The 20,076-nt window shown below is 68.9% G+C and carries 21 protein-coding genes and 1 tRNA gene; 7 read left to right on the forward strand and 15 right to left on the reverse strand.

Annotation, left to right across the window (positions count from 1 at the left end):
- Nucleotides 1-71: 71 nt before the first annotated feature.
- Complete coding sequence (locus ACFVAV_RS01985; RefSeq protein WP_379028556.1) at nt 72-776, forward strand: class I SAM-dependent methyltransferase; 705 nt, start codon at nt 72-74, stop codon at nt 774-776.
- Between the two features lie 7 nt (nt 777-783).
- On the opposite strand, the gene ACFVAV_RS01990 is transcribed toward ACFVAV_RS01985, so the two are convergent.
- The 7 genes from ACFVAV_RS01990 to ACFVAV_RS02020 form a co-directional block, all read right to left on the reverse strand.
- The gene (locus ACFVAV_RS01990; RefSeq protein ID WP_379028558.1) at nt 784-1,491 is read right to left on the reverse strand and encodes a DUF998 domain-containing protein; all 708 of its coding nucleotides are present in this window, start codon (nt 1,489-1,491) and stop codon (nt 784-786) included.
- The gene (locus ACFVAV_RS01995; protein WP_379028560.1) at nt 1,488-1,868 is read right to left on the reverse strand and encodes a helix-turn-helix domain-containing protein; all 381 of its coding nucleotides are present in this window, start codon (nt 1,866-1,868) and stop codon (nt 1,488-1,490) included. The genes ACFVAV_RS01990 and ACFVAV_RS01995 overlap by 4 nt, the downstream gene beginning before the upstream one ends.
- A 620-nt stretch (nt 1,869-2,488) precedes the next feature.
- A tRNA-Ala gene (locus tag ACFVAV_RS02000) sits at nt 2,489-2,561 on the reverse strand.
- A 97-nt stretch (nt 2,562-2,658) separates the two neighbouring features.
- Complete coding sequence (glpR, locus tag ACFVAV_RS02005) at nt 2,659-3,702, reverse strand: gephyrin-like molybdotransferase receptor GlpR (protein WP_379028561.1); 1,044 nt, start codon at nt 3,700-3,702, stop codon at nt 2,659-2,661.
- Between the two features lie 136 nt (nt 3,703-3,838).
- Nucleotides 3,839-4,489 (reverse strand): GNAT family N-acetyltransferase, encoded by a 651-nt coding sequence (locus ACFVAV_RS02010; protein ID WP_379028563.1) that lies wholly within the window; start codon nt 4,487-4,489, stop codon nt 3,839-3,841.
- A gap of 11 nt (nt 4,490-4,500) precedes the next feature.
- Entirely contained in the window at nt 4,501-5,760 is a 1,260-nt protein-coding gene (gene glp / locus ACFVAV_RS02015; protein ID WP_379028565.1) for a gephyrin-like molybdotransferase Glp, read from the reverse strand.
- A 54-nt stretch (nt 5,761-5,814) separates the two neighbouring features.
- Nucleotides 5,815-6,741, reverse strand: a complete 927-nt coding sequence (locus tag ACFVAV_RS02020; RefSeq protein ID WP_378848863.1) for a UTP--glucose-1-phosphate uridylyltransferase — start codon at nt 6,739-6,741, stop codon at nt 5,815-5,817.
- Nucleotides 6,742-6,828: 87 nt separating this feature from the next.
- Between ACFVAV_RS02020 and ACFVAV_RS02025 the strand changes: the two genes are divergently transcribed.
- The 4 genes from ACFVAV_RS02025 (at nt 6,829) to mscL (ending at nt 9,146) form a co-directional block, all read left to right on the forward strand.
- Complete coding sequence (locus ACFVAV_RS02025; RefSeq protein ID WP_379029910.1) at nt 6,829-7,428, forward strand: 5-formyltetrahydrofolate cyclo-ligase; 600 nt, start codon at nt 6,829-6,831, stop codon at nt 7,426-7,428.
- Nucleotides 7,429-7,497: 69 nt separating this feature from the next.
- Complete coding sequence (locus tag ACFVAV_RS02030) at nt 7,498-7,779, forward strand: FmdB family zinc ribbon protein (RefSeq protein WP_379028567.1); 282 nt, start codon at nt 7,498-7,500, stop codon at nt 7,777-7,779.
- Nucleotides 7,780-7,868: 89 nt separating this feature from the next.
- Complete coding sequence (locus ACFVAV_RS02035; protein WP_379028569.1) at nt 7,869-8,540, forward strand: SAF domain-containing protein; 672 nt, start codon at nt 7,869-7,871, stop codon at nt 8,538-8,540.
- A gap of 156 nt (nt 8,541-8,696) precedes the next feature.
- The gene (mscL, locus tag ACFVAV_RS02040; RefSeq protein ID WP_379029912.1) at nt 8,697-9,146 is read left to right on the forward strand and encodes a large conductance mechanosensitive channel protein MscL; all 450 of its coding nucleotides are present in this window, start codon (nt 8,697-8,699) and stop codon (nt 9,144-9,146) included.
- Between the two features lie 86 nt (nt 9,147-9,232).
- Here the strand turns inward: mscL and ACFVAV_RS02045 are convergent, their stop codons facing one another.
- The 8 genes from ACFVAV_RS02045 to ACFVAV_RS02080 all read right to left on the reverse strand — a co-directional run bounded on the left by ACFVAV_RS02045 (nt 9,233) and on the right by ACFVAV_RS02080 (nt 16,556).
- The gene (locus tag ACFVAV_RS02045; RefSeq protein ID WP_379028571.1) at nt 9,233-9,901 is read right to left on the reverse strand and encodes an MspA family porin; all 669 of its coding nucleotides are present in this window, start codon (nt 9,899-9,901) and stop codon (nt 9,233-9,235) included.
- Nucleotides 9,902-10,209: 308 nt separating this feature from the next.
- A complete protein-coding gene (locus ACFVAV_RS02050; protein ID WP_379028573.1) occupies nt 10,210-10,869 on the reverse strand; it encodes an MspA family porin in 660 nt (219 codons plus the stop codon).
- Nucleotides 10,870-10,934: 65 nt separating this feature from the next.
- Complete coding sequence (locus ACFVAV_RS02055; protein WP_189025887.1) at nt 10,935-11,615, reverse strand: MspA family porin; 681 nt, start codon at nt 11,613-11,615, stop codon at nt 10,935-10,937.
- A 522-nt stretch (nt 11,616-12,137) separates the two neighbouring features.
- Nucleotides 12,138-12,329: a hypothetical protein gene (locus tag ACFVAV_RS02060; RefSeq protein WP_379028575.1), complete on the reverse strand. Its 192-nt coding sequence runs from the start codon at nt 12,327-12,329 to the stop codon at nt 12,138-12,140.
- A gap of 5 nt (nt 12,330-12,334) precedes the next feature.
- A complete protein-coding gene (locus tag ACFVAV_RS02065) occupies nt 12,335-12,829 on the reverse strand; it encodes a molybdenum cofactor biosynthesis protein B (RefSeq protein WP_379028577.1) in 495 nt (164 codons plus the stop codon).
- Nucleotides 12,830-12,876: 47 nt separating this feature from the next.
- Nucleotides 12,877-14,304, reverse strand: a complete 1,428-nt coding sequence (locus ACFVAV_RS02070; protein WP_379028579.1) for a trypsin-like peptidase domain-containing protein — start codon at nt 14,302-14,304, stop codon at nt 12,877-12,879.
- 95 nt (nt 14,305-14,399) lie between these two features.
- On the reverse strand, nt 14,400-15,860 hold the full coding sequence (locus ACFVAV_RS02075) for an ATP-binding protein (RefSeq protein WP_379028581.1): 1,461 nt from the start codon (nt 15,858-15,860) through the stop codon (nt 14,400-14,402).
- 9 nt (nt 15,861-15,869) lie between these two features.
- A complete protein-coding gene (locus ACFVAV_RS02080; RefSeq protein ID WP_379028583.1) occupies nt 15,870-16,556 on the reverse strand; it encodes a response regulator transcription factor in 687 nt (228 codons plus the stop codon).
- Between the two features lie 302 nt (nt 16,557-16,858).
- On the opposite strand from ACFVAV_RS02080, the gene ACFVAV_RS02085 reads away from it, so the two are divergent.
- The gene (locus tag ACFVAV_RS02085; RefSeq protein WP_379028585.1) at nt 16,859-19,669 is read left to right on the forward strand and encodes an ATP-binding protein; all 2,811 of its coding nucleotides are present in this window, start codon (nt 16,859-16,861) and stop codon (nt 19,667-19,669) included.
- Nucleotides 19,666-20,070, forward strand: a complete 405-nt coding sequence (locus ACFVAV_RS02090; RefSeq protein ID WP_019049250.1) for a roadblock/LC7 domain-containing protein — start codon at nt 19,666-19,668, stop codon at nt 20,068-20,070. Before ACFVAV_RS02085 ends, ACFVAV_RS02090 begins: the two co-directional genes overlap by 4 nt.
- Nucleotides 20,071-20,076 lie beyond the last annotated feature (6 nt).

The following is a 20,076-nucleotide window of genomic DNA, read 5'->3' on the forward strand; positions in this document are numbered from 1 at the left end:
CGAAAACCGGTCCCACTGCCCGCTCCATCGAGGACGTTGACAGGCACCGAGCGCGCTGATACCCATTAGCTATGACTGTGCCGGATGATTTCGAGTTCGAAGCTGTCTATCGAGGCACGGGTGGCCCGTTCGGGCCGGGCGTCAAACCGCCGTGGAGTATCGGGGAACCCCAGCCTGAACTCGCCGCGCTGATCGAGCAGGGCAAATTCCATGGCGATGTCCTCGATGTCGGATGCGGGGAGGCAGCGATCTCGCTGTACCTGGCCGAGCGGGGCTACACCACCGTGGGATTGGATCTGTCGCCGACCGCGATCGAGCTGGCCCGCACCGAGGCCACCCGCCGCGGCCTGGCCGGCGCCTCCTTCGAGGTCGCCGATGTCACCTCCTTCACCGGCTACGACGGCCGCTTCGGCACCATCGTCGACAGCACGCTGTTCCATTCGATACCGGTCGAGTCGCGGGCGGGCTACCAGCAGTCGATCGTGCGCGCCGCCGCACCGGGCGCGTCGTATTTCGCGCTGGTGTTCGACCGGGCGGCCTTGCCCGAAGCACCCGTTCCTGGGCCGTCGCCGGTCACCGCCGACGAGCTTCGCGAGGCAGTGGAGAAGTACTGGGTGATCGACGAGATCAAGCCGGCGCGAATCCATGGCAACATGCCGGTCGGCGGCTTCGGGCCGACCGCCGACGGCCCGGGGTTCCGGTTCGAGGGCATGCGCGACGAACCCAGTGGCCGCAAATCGGTTCCCGCCTGGCTGCTGAGCGCCCACCTGGGCTGATCCCCATTCATTCGGCAGACACGCGTGGGACCGGTCTGCGCATCAGGCGGATCGCCAACAGGGCAACCCAGATGCCGCCGGCGATGATCCCCATTCGTTCGATGAGCCCTGCCGGTCCCCCGTCCACCAATTTGGCGGTGAGGACGAAGGCGACATAAGAGATGGCGACCAGCAGGCCGGTGGCCACCGAATACCGGGACCAGCCGCGACTTTCGAGCGCCTCCTCGCGCCGTGCCAACACGAAGCAAGCCACAGTCAGCGAAGTGAACTGAACCAGACCCAAGAGACTATGAATGGCTCCGTGAATGGTCAGCGCTTCCGACGCTCCCGCTGGGTAACCCAGCGACGGGTCGGGAAGGATAGGCCCGATGGCGACGAAGGTGAAGCCATAGATACCGAGCAGGATCGGCCCCCAGGTGGAACCACGTCCGGTGCGCAGCAGCAGCCTCATCCCGATGGCAAAAGCGAGCAGGAGCGCTCCGGTCACGATGTAGTTGGTTATCTGCATCCACCCACCAGGCCCCAGCTCGAGGTTGCTGTCGGGGACTACCCAGGCGTTGTAGTCAGGGCGGACAGCCCCGAGGACGAGAATGACAACAATGTTGAGCAGCGGAGCAATGACACCGCAAGCCAGCAGCAATCTCATCGCCGCCGACCGCTCTCCAGTACTTTGTGCTGAGGCTTCCATGAACACCACTATCGACCGGTCGGTCACCCCGGGGATTGGAAAAATGTTCCCCAGGCCCGGTACCGATCCAGGGCGATGACAGGCAGATTGTCCGCGTGCAGCGCCCCCGGTGTGCGGTCCGCGAAGATCGCCACATCCCGGCACAGATGAGCCTGATCGGTGTACCCACACACCGCGGCGACGTCGGCGGCGGGCCTGCCCGCCAGCAAACCGCCTACCGCGCACCGGAATCGGACCAGCATCGCCGCCCGCTTGGGTGTCAGACCGATCTGGGATTCGAACCTCGCCCACAGCCGTTTACGGCTCCAACCGAGGGATTCGGCGAGCTCGCCGACCTTCACCTGGCCACCGGAGGCGAGTATGCGATGCCAGGCGGCGATCACCTCGGGATCCGGCGTTCGCATTGGCCTGTCGCACTGTGCCAGAAACGATTTCGTCAGCGCGAACCGTTCCGCCCAGGTCCCGGCGTCCGCGAGTTGCTCCCGCAGTCGCCGAACCTCGGATCCCCACAGCTCCTCCACCGGGACAACGCCACGACCCAGATCGGTTGCGGCAATACCCAACAGGGAGTGCGCCCGGATCGGCGACAAGCGAACCTCCACGCACGCGGCGTGCCTGCTACGAATGCGCATGGCCGCCATGGGAAGTCCCACGACGAAACCGCCCGATGCCTGCCGCCCACCAGCGTCGTCGACAATCAGCTCGCGACCCCCGAACTCGATCACCACGGCGACCGCCGTCGTCGCGGCAACCCGCAAGTCCAACCCAGCGCCACCCACATCGCGATATCCGATGATCGCGGCACCCGACGGCGCGGCAGCGGACGGACCCGCGAAATCCCATCCCACATCGGGCCCGCAGCCAGCATCCGCAACTCCCACCTCGTCCAGGCTAACGAGCCCGCACGGCAGGCGAGCTGGGGAGGGGGTCCGCCGGATGGGGCTGTGGGGGTTCCGCCCCCACAAACACGAGGAAACGAGAACGGCCCATGCTCTCCATGAGCATGAGCCGTCTACGGGTGAAGTGGAGCTAAGGGGAATCGAACCCCTGACCTTCTCGATGCGAACGAGACGCGCTACCAACTGCGCTATAGCCCCGTGCGGCTCTGGTGAACCGCGCTGTGACACTGTATCAGGCGTTGCGCCCGGATACCGAATCGGTACTCTGACCTGCTGTTCTGCGTGGTTCGACCAGTTATTCGCCGACTGCGCGGCCTAGGTCCTCGACCCGGGTGCGTAGGGCACGTGCGGTGGCCGGATCGAAGGTTTCCAGGTGCTCGAACATCGGATCCTCGTCGTCGGTGTCGAGCAGGGTGGAGCGGCGGCGCAGGGCGCGGGCGGTGTCGCGGTCCATCGTGCGCCGGGTCGTCGCGGCCTCGGGAGTGGCGGTGGCCTCGCGGCGCTTGCCGCGGGTGAGGCGGGCCGCGCGCCTGCGGCGGATCTCCTCCTCCACGTGGACCTGCTTGCGCAGGTAGGCCAGGTAGCCCACCAGCACGGCCGTGGACAGGCCGCACGCCGACCAGAACATCGCGTTCAGCAGCAGGCCGAACGCGGCGAACAGGATGGTGGCGATGATGAGGCCCATGACCGCGCGCTGCCGGAAGCTGTAGCGGGCGGCGCGGGCGACGGCGTCGGCCTCGGGGTCGTAGCCGCCGCGGCCGCGCCTGCTCGGCACGAAGTCCTCGTCGAAGTCGTCCTCGGTGACGTCCTCGGCGACGTCGTCGAGGCGGGCGGGCGGCGCGGGCGGAATGCGCGCGGCGCCCGACGATTCGGCCTCGTCGTCGTCCTCCGCGATGTCCGGGTCCGGCTCCGCCGCAGCGTCATCGAGTTCGGCATCCGCGGAATCGGCTGTCTCGATGCGCTCTTCGGGCTCGTCGTCGGCCGCGTCGTCGCCGAGGTCGACCTCGGTCTCGGACGCAGCTTCGAGTTCCGGTGTGGGGGTGAGCTTCTCGTCGTCAGCTTCGGTGACGGGCTCGTCGGCCGATGTCGTCATCCGATCCTCCGAATCAGTACGGTGGGGGCGCTTGCTCAGCACACGGGGGCGGTAGTCGGGGTCACTCTCGTGACCGCCTGCCGCCCCGATGCGGATCCGCCGTTCGGCCCCGCCACGGTGCAGCACGCGCGTGGCGAGCGCGGCATCGGTGGTGCGGCGGATCCGGGGATGCCGGTCCGCCAGGATCGGGAACAGGACGAAGACCCAGAGCACGACGAGTCCGATCCATAGGATCGAATTCGGCATCGCGGTCATCACCTCCCGTCCCCGCCTGCGTGTTGTCCATCCGTGGACGCACTACCGACGTCCGTAGGTTAATTCGGGCGCGCCTGCCCGCGGGGCAGGCGCGCCGTGCACACCTGCCACATGAGTAACAGAAATTTCACGGCAGCGCCGCTCGACCCTCCCTGACCAGGCGGTCCACCACCGTGCCCATGACTTCCTCGACCGTCAAGCCCACCAGCAGGTGATCGCGCCATTCGCCGTCCACATCGAGGTAGCGGCGCAGCATGCCCTCCTCGCGGAAGCCGACATTGCGCAAGACCGCCTGGCTGGCCAGGTTCTCCGGCCGCACCGTCGCCTCGACGCGGTGCAGGCCGACCGGCCCGAAGCAGTGATCCAGCCCCAGCGCCAGCGCGGCCGTCGCCACGCCCTGACCGCCGAGGTCCTTGGCCACCCAGTAGCCGATCCAGGCCGAGCGCAGCGCGCCGCGCACGATATTGCCGATGGTCAGCTGCCCGCTGAACTGCCCGTCGACCTCGATCACCAGCGGGATCATCGCGCCCCGCCGCGCCTCGGCCTTCAGGCTCGTCCACAGCGACGGCCAGTTCGACGCGTGATTGCGCGCCTCCCAGCTGCCGCGCCCGGTCGGTTCCCAGCGCTCCAGATGGTCGCGGTCACGCAGCCGGATGCGGCTCCACGCGGCGGCATCGCGAAAGCGCACCGGCCGCAGGGTCACCTGTCCGCCCGCCACGACCACCGGACCGAGCCGCGCGGGCCAGCCGGGATGCTGGCCTGCCCGGAATACGTTCATCGACTCCACGTTCAGCCGCGCTGCGCCAAGAACGCGACCCGCACCTCGTCACCGGTCCGGAAATCGGTGTCGTCGGGTTCGACGACGATCAGGCTGTTCGCCTCGGCCAGCGTCACCAGCAGATGCGAGGACCCGCCGTTGCCGTTGCCGAGCGGCTGCACCAGGTAGTCGCCGGTCGCCTCGTCACGCAGCAGCTGCGCGCGCAGGTAACCCTTGCGGCCCGGCATCGAGGAGACCGGAGTGATGGTGCGGGCGTTGACGATTCGGCGCATCGGCTGCCTGCGGCCCAGCGCGATCCGGATCAGCGGACGGACCATCACCTCGAAGACCACCAGGGCGCTCACCGGATTCGACGGCAGCAGGAACGTCGGCACCTCGTCGCGGCCGAGCCGGCCGAAACCCTGCACCGAGCCCGGATGCATGGCCACCCGGTCGACCTCGAGCTCACCGAGTCCGTCCAGCGCCTCGCGCACCTGCTCCGAGGCCCAGCCGCCGACGGCGCCGGCGATCACGACGACCTCCGAGCGCACCAACTGCCCCTCGACCACATCACGCAGCCTGCGCGGATCGGCGCTGACGATGCCGACCCGGTTCACATCGGCACCGGCGTCGCGCGCGGCCGCGGCCAGCGCGTAGGAGTTCACGTCGTAGACCTGACCGGGTCCGGGCGTGCGATCGATATCGATCAGCTCGCCACCGATGGAGATCACCGACAGCCGCGGCCGCGGATGCACCAGCACCTTGTCCTGGCCGACCGCCGCCAGCAGGCCCACCTGGGCCGCGCCGATGATGGTGCCCGCGCGAACCGCCACGTCACCGGGCTGCACGTCGTCACCGATCCGGCGGACGTAATCGCCCGAGCGGACCGGCTCGAAAACCTTGATCCTGGCGCGGCCGCCGTCGGTGAATTCTACCGGAAGCACCGCGTCGGCCAGCGTCGGCAGCGGCGCGCCGGTGTCGACCCGCACGGTCTGGCGCGGCTGCAACCGGATCGGCTGACGCGAACCGGCCACCACCTCACCGACCACCGGCAGGGTGAGGTCGATCAGCTCGCCCTCCTCGTCGCGCACATCGGTGCCCGCGGCGGTGACATCGACGCTGCGCACCGCGTAACCGTCGATGGCGGCCTGATCGAAGCCGGGCAGCGGGCGTTCGGTGACGACGTCTTCCGCGCACAGCAAACCCTGGGCCTCGGATATCGCGACCCGGACCGGCCTGGGTGCGACCGCGGCCGCGGTGACCTTGATCAGCTGATCCTCAACCGAGCGCATCGAGCTCCTGTGTCTATCGGCGACTGCCTGCCTGTGTGCTACCGCTTGCCGCGCTTACGCGTTCGGAGACTGGGGGTCCCACTCCGGGCTCAGCCGGAACTTCAGCCACTCGCGCAGTTGCGGACCATATTCCTCCCGCTCGAGGGCGAAATCGACAGCAGCTCGAAGATAGCCGCCCGGGTTACCCAAATCGTGGCGCGACCCACGGTGGACGACCACATGGACCGGGTGTCCTTCCGCGATCAGCAGGGCGATGGCATCGGTGATCTGCAGTTCCCCGCCGGCGCCCGGCTCGATCCGGCGCAGTGCGTCGAAGATCACGCGGTCGAGCAGGTAGCGGCCCGCGGCGGCCAGGGTCGACGGCGCATCGGCCAGCTCGGGCTTCTCGACCATGCCCTTGACCCGCAGCACGTCGGCCTCGGCGCCCTCGGTCAGATCCTCCACGTCGAACACGCCGTAGGCGCTGACCTGCGACTTCGGTACATCGATGGCGCACAGCACCGAGCCGCCGCGCTCCCGGCGCACCCGGCTCATCGTCTCCAGCACGCCGCACGGCAGGACCAGATCGTCGGGCAGCAGCACCGCGATGGCGTCCTCGTCGTCGTCGAGCACCGATTCGGCCTGGGCGACCGCGTGCCCGAGGCCGAGCGGCTCCTCCTGGACGACCGAGGTCACATCGAGCAGGCCGGGGGCCTTGCGGACCTTCTCCAGCAGCGCGAACTTGCCGCGCTCGGCCAGCGTGCTCTCCAGCACCAGGTCCTCGACGAAGTGGGCGACCACGCCGTCCTTGCCCGGCGAGGTGACGATCACCAGCCGGTCGGCACCGGAATCGGCGGCCTCGGCGGCGACCAGCTCGATGCCGGGAGTGTCGACGACCGGCAGCAATTCCTTGGGCACCGTCTTGGTGGCAGGCAGAAACCGCGTCCCGAGTCCGGCCGCGGGTACCACCGCAGTGCGGAAACCGGAAGTCTTGTCTGTCATGCGTATACCCTATCCATTCAGCGTGCCGTCCGATCGCCCGTCGCGACGATCCGGCGTCGGCAAGAGCTTAGGGTGGTCGCTGTGGAGATGCCCGGTGAGCGCACCAAATATGCGTGGCGCAGCCAGATACTGGCCGAGCGCGCCCTGGTCGGGGCAGCCGAGCACGCACGCGAAGCGGCCGAGCTCGCGAGCGCGATCGGGCCGCTGGCCGGGGCCGACGAGGTCGTCTGCGCCTATGTCCCGATGCGTGGCGAACCCGGCGATCTGCGCATGCTCGACGCGCTGCGTGTGCGCAACGCCACGGTGTTGCTGCCGGTGACCGGGGAGCCGGGACCGCTGAGCTGGGCGCGCTACGAAGGCCCCGATTCCCTGCGCAAGGCCCGCTTCGGGCTGCTGGAACCGACGACCACAACCCTGCCGCCGCACACGGTGGCCACCGCGTCGACGGTCCTGGTTCCCGCGCTCGCGGTGGATCTGCGCGGGGTACGGCTCGGGCGCGGGGCCGGCTACTACGACCGGACCTTGGGCGCCGTCGGAGACGGGACCAGGCTCATCGCCGTCGTGCGGGATAATGAACTCGTCGACCGCCTGCCGGAAGAACCACACGACCGGCGGATGGGCTGGGCGCTGACGCCCGGCCACGGTCTGCGTGAACTGGGCCGAGAGCTGCCCGTTTCGCCGGAATGAAACGGCGATTCGCAACGTTGGCAGTGTCGGCGGTAGAGTGCTAGATCGACGAGACTTGCGGAGGATCCTGTGCCAACTTATTCATACGCGTGCACCCAGTGTGACAACCGCTTCGACATCGTTCAGTCCTTCTCCGACGACACACTGACGGAATGCCCGCAGTGTGCGGGGAAGCTGCGGAAGCTGTTCAACTCGGTCGGCATCGTATTCAAGGGCAGCGGTTTCTATCGCACCGACAGCCGTGGTGGCGCGTCCACCGCGAGCGAGCCCGCCAAGTCGTCCTCGGACGGCAGCAGCGGCACCAGCACCCCCGCGTCGAGCACGAGCTCGGCGCCCGCCGCCGCCAGCTGATCTCCCCGGAGTTATCCACAGCCCCGTAGTTGTCCACAACCTGGACTTTCGGGGGCTGTTCCCCGCTGCCCCGCTCCTAGGCTCGGAGCATGACTCGCAGTCTTGCCGATCTGGGACGTGGCAGCTCCTGGCGTTTCGCCCTCGGTAACCGCCCGGCGTGGGCCGATGCCCTGCTCGCGCGCCGCCTCGCCGCCGCCGTCCTGGCCCTGCTCGCGCTGGCCATGTTCGTCCGCGGCGATCCCGGTGATTCCCGGCGCGCCGTCGTGGTCGCGGCCCGCGATCTGGCGCCTGGCAGGCTGCTCACCGCCGACGATCTGCGCGTCGACCATCACGAATCCCGTTCGCTGCCTTCGGGTTCCGCCACCGAGTCCGCTCCCCTGCTCGGCGCGACGCTCACCGGTGCGATGCGCGCCGGGGAAACCTTCACCGATCTGCGCGTGGTCGGTCCGCGCCTGGCCGCCGCCGCGGCGGGCAGCGCCGACGCGCGGATCGTGCCCATCCGGCTGGCCGATTCGGCGGTGGCCGATGTGTTGCGCGCGGGCGATCGGGTGGACGTCGTCGGCGTCGAGGACGCGGGCGGCCCCGGCGCGACGAAGCCGGCACGCACCCTCGCCACCGATGCCGCCGTGGTGCTCGTCACCGCGACGGGCGAGCGGCGCTCGGGTGCGGAACGGGTGGTCCTGGTCGCGCTGGACGCCGAATACGCCACCGCGGTGGCCGGTGCCTCGCTGCGCACCGCGCTCACTGTCGTCTTCCATTGACGCCCCTGGCACGGGTCGTCGGTGCCACCCGGCCAGAGTTCGCGAGATAATTGCCAGAGCTCTGGTTAGCATCACACACACAGCACGACCGTTTCGCAGCATTCGAACATGGAGCACAGCGCCTCCGGCCGGCTCCTAGACGAAGGGGATATCGGCATGCTCAAAGGCTTCAAAGACTTCCTGCTCCGCGGCAATGTGATCGACCTGGCGGTCGCCGTCGTCTTGGGTACCGCGTTCGTCGCCATCGTCACCGCGTTCACCGACGGGATCGTCAACCCGGTGCTCGCGGTATTCGGCGGGAGCAACGAGATGGGGCTCGGCGTCCAGCTCGTCGCCGGCAAACCGGCCACCTTCATCGCGATCGGGCCCATCATCACCGCGGCCGTCAACTTCCTGTTGATCGCCGCAATTTTGTACTTCGTCCTCATCCTGCCGGCGACCATGGCGAGGAAGCGGTTCTCGAAGGAAGACGAGCAGCTCTCCGACAACGAACTGCTCATCGAGATCCGGGATCTGCTGGCTCAGGCTCAACAGGGGACCACGTCGAGCGGCAAGCACGGCATGCTGACAGAACCGGCCGGAAGCGACGGCGAGCACAAGCACTGAGCTCCGCACACAGCGAGATCGGGGGCAGGTTCGGTAGAACCCACCCCGATCTCGGTGGGCTGGAGGCTGTTTCGGCGCCGAACCCGTCAGCCGATGCTGAACGGTTGTCCGTACAGAGTGGTCTTCGAGTAGTAGTCACCGATGATCTCGACCACCGAGTACGAGCGGGCCTGGGCGTAGCCGGCGCAGCCCTGGATCTCGATCTCGGTGTCCTGGTACTCCACCGAGTAGACGCCCGGCTTCAGGATGTCCTTGGCGCCGATCTGGACGAAGGCCACCTCACCGGGGCCGAGGTCGAGACCGATCGCCCCGGCCACACCCGGTCCGTCCGTCGTCACCAGACCCTGCAGACCGGCGCGGAGCGCATCGTCACCGACGCTCACCTGGCAACCGACGATGTAGCCCGTGTTCAGCTGCGAGGCACCGTGCGTCGAGGAATTGTCGGAGCCGGGACGGCCGGTCGGGCCGTTCCAGAGGCCGACCTCACCCTCCGGCGTGACCCGCACATCGGCCCTGGCATTGCCCGAGACCCAGACGACGCGGCCCACACCGTTGGCTACCAGCGACGGGGAGATGACGGCATGCTCGTCGGTTCGGGTGAGAGTGACGCCGGGGCCGAGCTTCTGACCGTCCGGCAGCGATATGAAGGTATCCGCATCGGCAGCACCGGCCGACAGCAGGCCGATCGTCACGGCCACCGCGGCGCCGGCGCTCCAGGCGCCGCGACGCACGCGGATGGTGCGGTTCTCGCTCATACTTCCCCTCGAGGTGTACGCAAAAATCGACCTCGACCGTCGAGGTCGACATCTGTGCTGCGCCCCGGACCCAGCCCAGGCGGGTCCGCAGACCACACCGCTGGCAACAGGGCAGGTACGCCCAGCCGGGAGGTATATCGAGAAGCTGAAAAGCACGAAACTCGTGGCGATATCGACTGTCGGGCAGTCGATTCGAGACAAAGATAGTGAGCCGGCCTGGCAAAGTCCAGCCCTGCCACCGTGCGGGCACAACACAACGGGCCGGTCGCGGAAGCGACCGGCCCGTGTGTGTTCGGGAATCGAACAGATCAGCCCAGGCTGAACGGCTGACCCCACAGGGTCACCCAGCTGATGACGTTGTCGGTCTCGACCTCGACGCTCACGAAGGCGCGAGCCTGCGCGTAGCCGGCGCAGCCGCTCAGGCCGATGGTCGTGTCCGACCAGGTCACCGAGCCGCTGCCGTTCTTGAACTTGTTCGACTTGCCGTGCGACTCGCTGCCGAAGTCGTCGGCCTTCTCGATGTCGAGCACGTAGAACGACTTCGCCTGGCCGGGGCCGAGCGAGAGCTCGCCGCCGGTGCCGATGCCACCGGCAGCGTTGCCCTCCCAGTCGCTTTCGACCGTGCCCTCGCCGGAGACACCGCCGCCGGCGATGTTCACCTGGCAACCCACGGTGTAGCCCGGGAAGATCTTGCCGCTGCCGCCGTCGGAGACGGTGACCTGCGCGCTACCCGAGACCCACGCGTTGCGGTGGACCGGGGTGGAGCCCAGCGACGGGTTGATGTTGGCCGACTCGCCCACCAGGCTGATGTCGACGACGGTGCCGTCGGACAGGACCTTGGTGATGTGTCCGCCAGGCAGCGGAACGAAGGTGTCGGCATTGGCCGCGCCCGTGGAGAACAGGCCGACGGCCACGGTGGCCGCAGCGCTGACGCCCGCCATCCGCGCCATGAACTTACGGTTGATCATAGGATTTATCCCTCGAAGATTGAGTTCGCCGCAGCGAGAAGAAGATTCGTACAGTTCGAAAGACGTCAGCCGATGCTGAACGGCATGCCGTAGAGGGTGGTCTTCGAGTAGTGGTCGCCGATGATCTCGACCACGGTGTACGCCCGGGCCTGCGCGTAGCCGGCGCAGCCCTGGATCTCGATCTCGGCGTCCTGGTAATCGATCGCGTAGGTGCCGGCCTTCTGGATGTCCTTCGAGCTGATCTGCACGAACTTGACCTCGCCCGGGCCCAGGTTGACGCCGATCGAACCGCCGGCGCTCACGCCGCCGGTGCTCACGCCACCGGATACACCGGCGCCGATGGCGTCGTCGGCGATGCTCACCTGGCAACCGACGATGTAGCCGGTGTTCAGCTGGGAGGTGCCGTGCGTGGAGGAGTTGTTGGAACCGGGACGGCCGGTCGGGCCGTTCCAGGGGCCGACCTCGCCCTCGGGGGTGTCGGCGACCTCGGCGATCGCGGAGCCCGAGACCCAGACGACGCGGCCCGCGCCATTGGCGGCCAGCGACGGCGAGATCAGGGCGTGCTCACCCGTGCGGGTGATGGTTACGCCCGCAGGGCTGACCTTCTGGCCGTCCGGCAACGGCACGAAGGTGTCGGCATTGGCGGCACCGGTCGACAGCAGGCCGAAGGCCACGGCGGCCGCGGCAGCGCCGACGCCCGCGGCACGGGCTCCGCGGCGCACACCGGTGGTGCGGTTCTCGCTCATACTTCCCCTCATCAGGTGTCTAGCAGCCGGCCTCGACTTTCGAGACCGAACGGGTGGACCTCACAGGCCCAGCTCAGTGTGTCGCCCCTTTGTTGCCGTTACGTAACCAACTGTTATTTCGACGATACGGCCGGGGCCGGTGTGACGAACCCGAGCCAGGGCTCCACCGGGTGGTTCAACGCATAGAAGTGGGGTACTGCGGGGACCAATAGTTGATGGCTCGATGGCGAACATTAAACGCTGCATCATCGTTCCGGCAACGAAAGAGTTCGTAAATTTCATTGTGACCCCAGCCACAGGTGCGCACATCGCCACATGCTTTGACGTGCATAAATGCATCCGAGACCCACCGCGTCAACGGGGATGGACCGCAGGTTGGCTACTGGCCGGTTTCGAACACTTATACGACAAAGGACCACGCTTTCGCGTGGTCCTGAGGAATTGTCACCCGTTCGCAATCACACCGAAAACGGCATTTCGGTGAGCACTTATTACGTAGCAGCTACGTAGATAACGGTACGGTCACCCGTGATGCGGCGGTACCTGCGAACGTAACCATTCATCGTTATCCGAGCGCCCGCCGCCATCGCCGCGTTCGTCGCCGGTGGTCTCGGGCAGCACATCGCCGAAGATCCGCGCCAGCCGCGCGGCCTCGGCGGCCTTGCGCCTGGCCGCCTCCGGATCCCGCGGCGACGTGCTGTCCGGCGTAGCCACTGCCCTCACTCGTCCAATCCGGAGAGCTCGCCGATCACCCGGCTCGCGAGCGGGCCGAGGGTCGCCATGCCGTCGCGGATCGCCGACCGGGTACCCGGCAGGTTCACCACGAGGGTGCTGCCGGAGATACCGGCGACGCCGCGCGAGAGCCCCGCGTCCAGCGACCCGGCCACCCGGCCGGACGCGCGCAGCGCCTCGGTGATGCCGGGCAGTTCCCGGTCGAGCACCTGTGCGGTGGCCTCGGGGGTGACATCGCGCGGGGACATCCCCGTGCCGCCCACCGAGATCACCAGGTCGACGCCGCCGATCACCGCGGTGTTGAGCGCGTTGCGGATCTCGACCTCCTCGGCCTGCACCGTCACCGAGGCGTCGACGAGGAAGCCCGCTTCGCTGAGCAGTTCGGTGACGAGCGGGCCGAACGAATCCACGCCGCCATGCGCCGTCCGATCGTCGACGACAACAACCAGTGCACGCCCTGCCACGGGAGCATCGATGTCCATGCTCATCACCGTAGCGCCTACAGTCGGCAGCGCCGCGCTCGAACGCATCATCGGCCGCCCTCCGTCGCGGCCGCGGTGAGCGTGACCTCGACGGTCTTGGCGTTGCCGCCCTGCTCGTCGGTATAGGTGAGCTTCACCTTGTCGCCCGGCTGATGCGAGCGGACCGCCGCGATCAGCGCGTCGCCGGAATCGATCGGCCGGTCGTCGAGCCGGGTGACGATCGCGCCCGCCGGGACGCCCGCCTTGGCGGCGGGGCCGTCCGGGGTGACCTCGAGAACCCGGGCCGCGGTGTCCAGCGGCCGCAGCTTGATGCCGATCTGGGCGTAGGTAGCGTGCCCGGTCTTGATCAGTTCGTCGGCGACCCGGCGGGCCTGATCCACCGGGATCGCGAAGCCGAGGCCGATCGACCCGCTCTGCGCGCCCGCCGCTTCGCCGCCGAGGCTGGCGATGGCGGTGTTGATCCCGATCAGCTTGCCCTGGGCGTCGACCAGGGCGCCGCCGGAGTTGCCCGGGTTGATCGCCGCGTCGGTCTGGATCGCGTCGATCACCGGGTTGACCTGGCTCGGGGTGCCCTCGCCGCTGGTGGAGACCGGGCGGTTGAGCGCGGACACGATGCCGGTGGTGACCGTGCCGGCGAGGCCGAGCGGCGAACCGATCGCGATCACCGGCTGACCCACCGCGAGACCGTCGGAGGTGCCGAGTTCGATCGGCGTGAGCCCGCTCTTGCCGGAGACCTTGATGACGGCGAGATCCGAGACCGGATCGGCGCCGATCATGGTCGCCGGGGCGGTGCTGCCGTCGCTGAACACCACCTCCATCTTCGCCGAGGCGCCCGCGCCGGCAGCGACGTGGTTGTTGGTGAGGATCAGCCCATCGGAGGACAACACGACCCCGGAGCCCTCGCCGGAGGCGCGCGTACCGGCCACCTTGATCATCACGACGCTCGGCAGCACCCGCTGAGCTACCGCCTGCGTCGAGCCCGCGGGCGCGTTGACGGCGTTGTTGACCGCGGGCTTGGGGACATCGAGCGCGTTGGTCACCGTCGCGGAGTCCGAGCCGGTAGCGAGCACGCCGACCACACCGCCGACGCCACCGCTGACCAGGGCCAGCGCGGTCGCGCCTGCGACCAGGCCGAGCCGCAGCGGCCTACGCTGCGGCGCTTGTGCGGGCGCCGGGGCGAACGGACCGGGCTGTGCCCCGAAAGGCGGCTGAGGCGGCGCCTGGTGACCGTGCGGCGCGCCGTAAACCGACACGCCGGGCAGCGGAGCGGTGCCGGGTGACTCCGGCGCGCCGTAATGCTGCGCCGAGCCGTAGGGCGGCTGCTCGCCACCGTACGGCTGCGCCGGGCCCTGAGGCTGCGCCTGGCCGGGGAACGGGGCCTGCTGCCCGTGCTGGGCCTCGGCGGGATGATCCGCGCTGCCGGATCCGGGATCGGCGGGCCGGTCAGCAGGTCGCTGCTGGGGATCGTCGGTCATGGTGTCTGTCTCCTCACGCTTGCCGACCAGCTTCGTGACGGGTACTGAGAGGTGGCTGAGATCGCGCCGTCAGTTCACCGAGACTCCGCGGCCGATCACACCGATCCGGCGTCGGGATCGTCCGGAACCGTCGGCGCCTCACCGGGCAACACGATCCGGACCAGGGCGCCGCCGCGGTCGGAGGTGTCGACCGCAATCGTGCCACCATGCTTGGTGACCACCTGCTTGACGATCGCCAGCCCCAGCCCGGAGCCGGGCATCGAGCGCGAGGCGGTCGTCCGGTAGAAGCGCTCGAAGACCAGCTCGCGCTCCCCCGTCGGAATGCCGGGACCGGCATCGGCCACCGCCAGCTCCAGCAGGCCGGGCCCGGCCGGGCGCATGGTGATCCGCACCTCGGCATCGCCGGGACTCCACTTGGCCGCGTTGTCGAGCACGTTGAGCACCGCGCGTTCCAGCCCGGCCTCGTGGCCGTAGACGAACCAGGGACGCAGTTCGGCGGTGAAGGTGATGCCGGTGCGCCTGCGGCGGGCCCGCTCCAGCGCCCGCTCGGCAACCTCGCCGAGATCCACCCGCTCGTACACGGTTTCGGGCGCGTCCTCGCGGGCCAGCTCGACCAGGTCGCCGACCAGCGTCGACAGCTCCTCGATCTGGGCGACCACATCGGCGCGCAGCTCGGCCATGTCCTCGTCGGGCAGCTGGGGCGCGCCCGGCCTGCCGGAGGCGATGAGCAGTTCCATATTGGTGCGCAGCGAGGTCAGCGGAGTGCGCAGTTCGTGGCCCGCGTCGGCGACGAGCCTGCGCTGGCGATCGCGGGATTCGGCCAGCGCCCGCAGCATCGTGTTGAAACTGTCGGTCAGCCTGGCCAGTTCGTCGTCGCCGGTGACCGGGATCGGGGTCAGGTCGTCGGTGCGGGCGACGCGCTCAGTGGCCGCGGTCAGCCGGGCGATCGGACGCAGGCCGGTGCGGCCCACCGCGGTGCCCGCCGCCGCGGCGAGCACGACGCCGCAGGCACCGACGACGAACAGCAGCCACGCCAGCCGGTCGAGCACCTCCCTGGTGCGGTAGAGCTTCTGCGAGATGATCAGCGTCGCGCCGCTGTTTGTGCGCGCCGCGAGTACCCGCTGGTCACCGACGGTGCGCAGCGAGGAGCTGTACTTGCCGTCGGCGACGGCCAGCTCCTGGGCGCCCACCGGCGGAATCGTCTGCTGCGGCGGCATGTACGGCTTGTGGTCGGCGTAGATCAGCGCCACGCCGACATCGTTGGAGAACAACCCGGCCAGCACGATCGTCTGGAAGCCGAGCGTCTCGAAGTTGTTGTTGATCATCGTCGCCGCGCGCGCCTCGAGCTGGGCGTCGACGTCGGCGTAGAGCGCGCGCGCCACCATCGCGTAGGCCGCGATCGAGGTGACCGCGACGGCGATGAGCACCACCGACGCCGCCAGCAGCGTCACCCGCCAGCGCAGCGACACCGAGCGCGTCAGCGGCATCGGCGGCCGCATCTCGCCGCCGTCCGGCGGCCGCCGCAATACCGCGACCACGGGTTCCTTGGGTGCCATCCTCGCCGCCTACGGAGGAGTCTCGCGCAGCACGTAGCCGACGCCACGCACGGTGTGGATCAGTCGTTCCTCGCCGTCGGCCTCGGTCTTGCGCCGCAAATAACCGATGTAGACCTCCAGCGCATTTCCCGACGTGGGAAAGTCGTAGCCCCAGACCTCTTCGAGGATGCGCCCGCGGGTGAGCACTCGGCGCGGATTGGCCATCAACATCTCGAGCAACGAGAACTCGGTTCGGGTGAGGCTGATGGCGCGTTCGGCACGCGAGACCTCACGCGTCACCGGATCCAGCGACAAGTCAGCGAACACCATCGCTTCCGATGCTTCGCCCGGGTCGGGCGCTCGGCGGCGCAGCAACGCGCGCAAACGCGCCAGCAATTCCTCCAACGCGAAAGGCTTCGGCAAATAATCATCGGCGCCCGCGTCGAGGCCTGCGACGCGTTCGGAGACCGAATCCCGCGCGGTCAAAACCAGAATCGGCAGATCGTCGCCGGTGCTGCGCAGCCTGCGGCACACTTCCAGGCCGTCCAGCCTGGGCATCATCACATCGAGAACCAGGGCATCGGGCCTGGCCGCGGTGACTTTCTCCAACGCGTCCATGCCGTCCACCGCCAGGTCGACGGTGTAGCCGTTGAAGCTCAGCGACCGGCGCAGAGATTCCCGCACGGCGCGATCGTCGTCGACTACCAGAATGCGCATGTGCTCAGTTTGCCGTGATCGACTGAGAACGCACTGAGAGGGTCGCGCCCCGCGTGGCGGAGCGCGATCGGTAGCGGCGCGGCAGCACAACCTGTCGCCCTTGACAAATCCACGTGAATCGTCTTTGTGTCAGCGCATATTCGGCGAATTACAGACCGAGTGGCCCGGATTGCCGTTGACCACCCAGCACGGTATCTTTCCTGCGATAAAAGAAGACCTCCAGTTGGTTCTGCGCTCGCATCACTCCGCGACCTCCCCGCGCGGGCCGGGGTCACACGTGGAAGCAGAGGCAACGCACGCGGATGGAACCTGCATCGCGCTCCTGGCAATTCAGCCTGTCGAACTGGTCGGTAACGCGCAAGGTCGGTGTGGTGCTGGTGCTGCCGGTGATGCTGGCGACCACGTTCGCCGTGCTGCGGATCAACAACGAGCTGCAAACGATGACGCAGCTCGGCGCGGCCACCGAGCAAGCCACCGTCATCCGTCCCGTCGTCAAATTCGCCACCGCGACCGAACAACTCGCGATCGCGGCGACCGCCAACTGGGGTGCGATCGCCGACCCGCAGACCGACGCCGCGCTGACCACCTACGACCAGTCGCTCGCCGAGGTCCAGAACGCGCTGCGCTCGGCGCAGATCGACCCCGCCGTCGCGTCCGAACTCACCGCGGCCACCGCCACCGGCTCCACCCTGCGCAACACCGTGCGCGGCGGCTCCCCGGCGATGGTCGGCGAGCAGACCGACGAGATCGGTGAACGGATCGGCAACGCGCTCGCCAAGACCCCGGTGGTCGAGGACTTCGTCGTCCAGCGCTACTTCCTCCAGATCACCGCGCTGCACCAGGCCAGAAGGGTGCTCACCCGCGAGCGCACGCTGGTCGTCTCCCCCGACGCGGGCCGCAGCCAGAGCGCGCGGGCGAAGATGCTGGTCGAGCTCGGCTCCGAGTCCACCATGATCAAGACCTACGGCATGATCATGCCGCAGAACGCGGGCAGCATGGCCGCGCTGCTGGACGCGGTGCAGACCAGGATCAGCGTGTTCAGCCAGAACAACGGCGATCCCACCACCAACGCCGCGGTGCTCAACACCCTGCAGGTCAGCGCCGACACCTACGCGTCGAGCATCGCCACCCTGCTCGACAACATCGACCGCACGCTCGACACGAACACCGCGAACGCGCAGACCGCGGCGCTGCGCGAGACCACCCTGGTGCTCGGCATGCTGCTGGCGGGCCTGGCGCTGGCGCTGGCGGTCGCCCGCACGCTCGTCGTCCCGGTGCGCAGGCTGCGCCGCGACGCGCTCGAGGTCGCGCACGTGAAGCTGCCCGAGGAGCTGGCCGTGGTCCGCAGCGGCGGCGCCACGCCCGAGATCGCACCGGTGGGCGTGCATTCCACCGACGAGGTCGGTCAGCTCGCCCGTGCCGTCGACGAGATCCACGAGCAGGCGCTTAATCTGGCCGCTGATCAGGCCCGCCTGCGCCTGCAGATCGGCAACATGTTCGAGACGCTGTCGCGGCGCAGCCAGTCGCTGGTCGAGCAGCAGCTCGCGCTCATCGAGGAGCTCGAGCACGACGAGGACAACCCGTCGCGCCTGCAGACGCTGTTCCGGCTCGACCACCTCGCCACCCGCATGCGCCGCAACGGTGACAACCTGCTCGTGCTCGCGGGCACCGCGCTGCGCCGCGGTCATCTGCCGCCGGTGCCGCTGTCGGACATGCTCTGGAGTGCGGTCTCCCAGGTGGAGGACTACCAGCGGGTCGAGATCGGCAATGTGCCCGACGGCGTGGTCGCCGGTGAATCCGCGGTCGACATCGAGCATCTGCTCGCCGAGCTGATCGACAACGCGCTGCGCTACTCGCCGCCGAGCACCTCGGTGGCGGTCATCGTCGGGCGCGCGGTCGACGGCGGCTACCTGATCGAGATCACCGACCGCGGTCTCGGCATGTCGGCCGAGGACCTGCAGACGACCAACGACCGGCTCGCCTCCGGTGGTGAGGTCACCATCGAGACCGCCCGCCGGATGGGTCTTTTCGTGGTCGGCAGGCTCGCCAAGCGGCACACCATCACCGTCAGCCTGCGGCGTACCGCCGCCCAGGCGCCGCAGCCCGGCATCACCGCGAGCGTGCATCTGCCCAGCGCGCTGGTCTCCCCGCCGCCCGCGTCGTCGGGCCCGGCGACCGGCCCCAACCCGATCGTGTCGACCGGTTCGCACGCACTGGCGCCATCGGCCATCGGCCCGCACGCGCTGACCCCGGCCGACATCACCGGCCCGAACCCGATCATGCCGCCGGCCGGCACCGGTCCGATCGGCATCCCGCTGCCGACCGGACCGAACCCGCTGGTGCCGACCGGACCGAACCCGCTGGTGCCGACGGGACCCGTCGCACCGGGCCTGGACGCCGACCGGTCCGAGCTGTCCATGGCGCCGCTCACCAGTGCCGGTCTGCCGCAACGCCGTCCGGCGAACGCGCCCGCGGCCGAGCCGGTGCCCGCCGCCTCGCCCGAACCCGAGGAACCGACCGGGTTGTGGGCCGAGCACGAGCACGACACCGACGATCTGCCGGTCGCGCCTGCCACCACCACCGCGTCGAACGGCACCACAGCCGGCGCCATCGGCCTGCCGCAACGCGTTCCCGCCTCCGCGCTGACCGAGCTCGCCGCGGCCAGGCAGACGCCGCGGCTCCCCGCGCCGGCACCCGAGCCCGAACCGGCGCCGGTCGCCGACGCCGACCCGATGCCGACGTCGTCCACCCGGCTGGCACCGGTTCCCGGCGAGGCGCCGACCCCCATCTACCAGCGGATGGTGTCGGAATGGCTCGTCGAACCCGCTTCCGCCACTGCCGAATCCGGCGGAAACGGCGCATCATGGAGTGCCCCCGGCGACGCGGGCTGGTCGGCAGCGGCCAGCGCGGGCAATCCGCCGACTTCCTCACGCACCGTCGGCGGGCTGCCGATCCGTAAACCGGGCGCCCAGCTGGTCCCCGGCGGACTCACCCCCGCCGAGGAAGCAGGCGCCCGCGATCCCGAGGAGATCCGCAACAACTTGACCAGACACCTCAGCGGCGTTCGCAGTGGCCGCGCCGAGATCCAGTACAACGACGGAGGCCTCGAATGAGCAACGCGCATCCCACGGACGAGAATCTGAACTGGTTGGTCGCCCGCTTCACCCGCGACGTGCCCGGCGTCTCGCACGCGGTGCTGGTCTCGGCCGACGGTCTGCTGCAGGCGACCAGTCCGCACCTGCCGTCGGACCGGGCCGAGCAGCTGGCCGCGGTGACCGCGGGCCTGGCGAGCCTGTCGATGGGTGCGGCGCATCTGTTCGACGGCGGCAAGGTGATGCAGTCGATCGTGGAGATGCAGCGCGGGTACCTGCTGGTGATGAGTGTCGGAAACGGCTCGCACCTGGCGGTTCTGGCCAACAAGAGCCACGACATCGGCCGTATCGGCTACGAGATGGCGTTGCTCGTCGACCGAGTGGGCTCGGCGGTCACCGCCACCGCCCGCTCCGCCGGCTGAGGTGAG

The organism is Nocardia sp. NPDC057663 (genome assembly GCF_042799895.1).
In the GTDB taxonomy this organism is placed as follows: domain Bacteria; phylum Actinomycetota; class Actinomycetes; order Mycobacteriales; family Mycobacteriaceae; genus Nocardia.

What these genes read in the sequence shown, in the direction of transcription:
- ACFVAV_RS01985 (WP_379028556.1), top strand. Translation starts at nt 72, where the DNA reads ATGACTGTGCCGGATGATTTCGAGTTCGAAGCTGTCTATCGAGGCACG.
- ACFVAV_RS01995 (WP_379028560.1), bottom strand. Translation starts at nt 1,868, where the DNA reads ATGCGAACGCCGGATCCCGAGGTGATCGCCGCCTGGCATCGCATACTC.
- glpR (WP_379028561.1), bottom strand. Translation starts at nt 3,702, where the DNA reads ATGCCGAATTCGATCCTATGGATCGGACTCGTCGTGCTCTGGGTCTTC.
- ACFVAV_RS02010 (WP_379028563.1), bottom strand. Translation starts at nt 4,489, where the DNA reads ATGAACGTATTCCGGGCAGGCCAGCATCCCGGCTGGCCCGCGCGGCTC.
- glp (WP_379028565.1), bottom strand. Translation starts at nt 5,760, where the DNA reads ATGCGCTCGGTTGAGGATCAGCTGATCAAGGTCACCGCGGCCGCGGTC.
- ACFVAV_RS02020 (WP_378848863.1), bottom strand. Translation starts at nt 6,741, where the DNA reads ATGACAGACAAGACTTCCGGTTTCCGCACTGCGGTGGTACCCGCGGCC.
- ACFVAV_RS02025 (WP_379029910.1), top strand. Translation starts at nt 6,829, where the DNA reads ATGCCCGGTGAGCGCACCAAATATGCGTGGCGCAGCCAGATACTGGCC.
- ACFVAV_RS02035 (WP_379028569.1), top strand. Translation starts at nt 7,869, where the DNA reads ATGACTCGCAGTCTTGCCGATCTGGGACGTGGCAGCTCCTGGCGTTTC.
- mscL (WP_379029912.1), top strand. Translation starts at nt 8,697, where the DNA reads ATGCTCAAAGGCTTCAAAGACTTCCTGCTCCGCGGCAATGTGATCGAC.
- ACFVAV_RS02045 (WP_379028571.1), bottom strand. Translation starts at nt 9,901, where the DNA reads ATGAGCGAGAACCGCACCATCCGCGTGCGTCGCGGCGCCTGGAGCGCC.
- ACFVAV_RS02050 (WP_379028573.1), bottom strand. Translation starts at nt 10,869, where the DNA reads ATGATCAACCGTAAGTTCATGGCGCGGATGGCGGGCGTCAGCGCTGCG.
- ACFVAV_RS02055 (WP_189025887.1), bottom strand. Translation starts at nt 11,615, where the DNA reads ATGAGCGAGAACCGCACCACCGGTGTGCGCCGCGGAGCCCGTGCCGCG.
- ACFVAV_RS02065 (WP_379028577.1), bottom strand. Translation starts at nt 12,829, where the DNA reads ATGGACATCGATGCTCCCGTGGCAGGGCGTGCACTGGTTGTTGTCGTC.
- ACFVAV_RS02070 (WP_379028579.1), bottom strand. Translation starts at nt 14,304, where the DNA reads ATGACCGACGATCCCCAGCAGCGACCTGCTGACCGGCCCGCCGATCCC.
- ACFVAV_RS02075 (WP_379028581.1), bottom strand. Translation starts at nt 15,860, where the DNA reads ATGGCACCCAAGGAACCCGTGGTCGCGGTATTGCGGCGGCCGCCGGAC.
- ACFVAV_RS02080 (WP_379028583.1), bottom strand. Translation starts at nt 16,556, where the DNA reads ATGCGCATTCTGGTAGTCGACGACGATCGCGCCGTGCGGGAATCTCTG.
- ACFVAV_RS02085 (WP_379028585.1), top strand. Translation starts at nt 16,859, where the DNA reads ATGGAACCTGCATCGCGCTCCTGGCAATTCAGCCTGTCGAACTGGTCG.
- ACFVAV_RS02090 (WP_019049250.1), top strand. Translation starts at nt 19,666, where the DNA reads ATGAGCAACGCGCATCCCACGGACGAGAATCTGAACTGGTTGGTCGCC.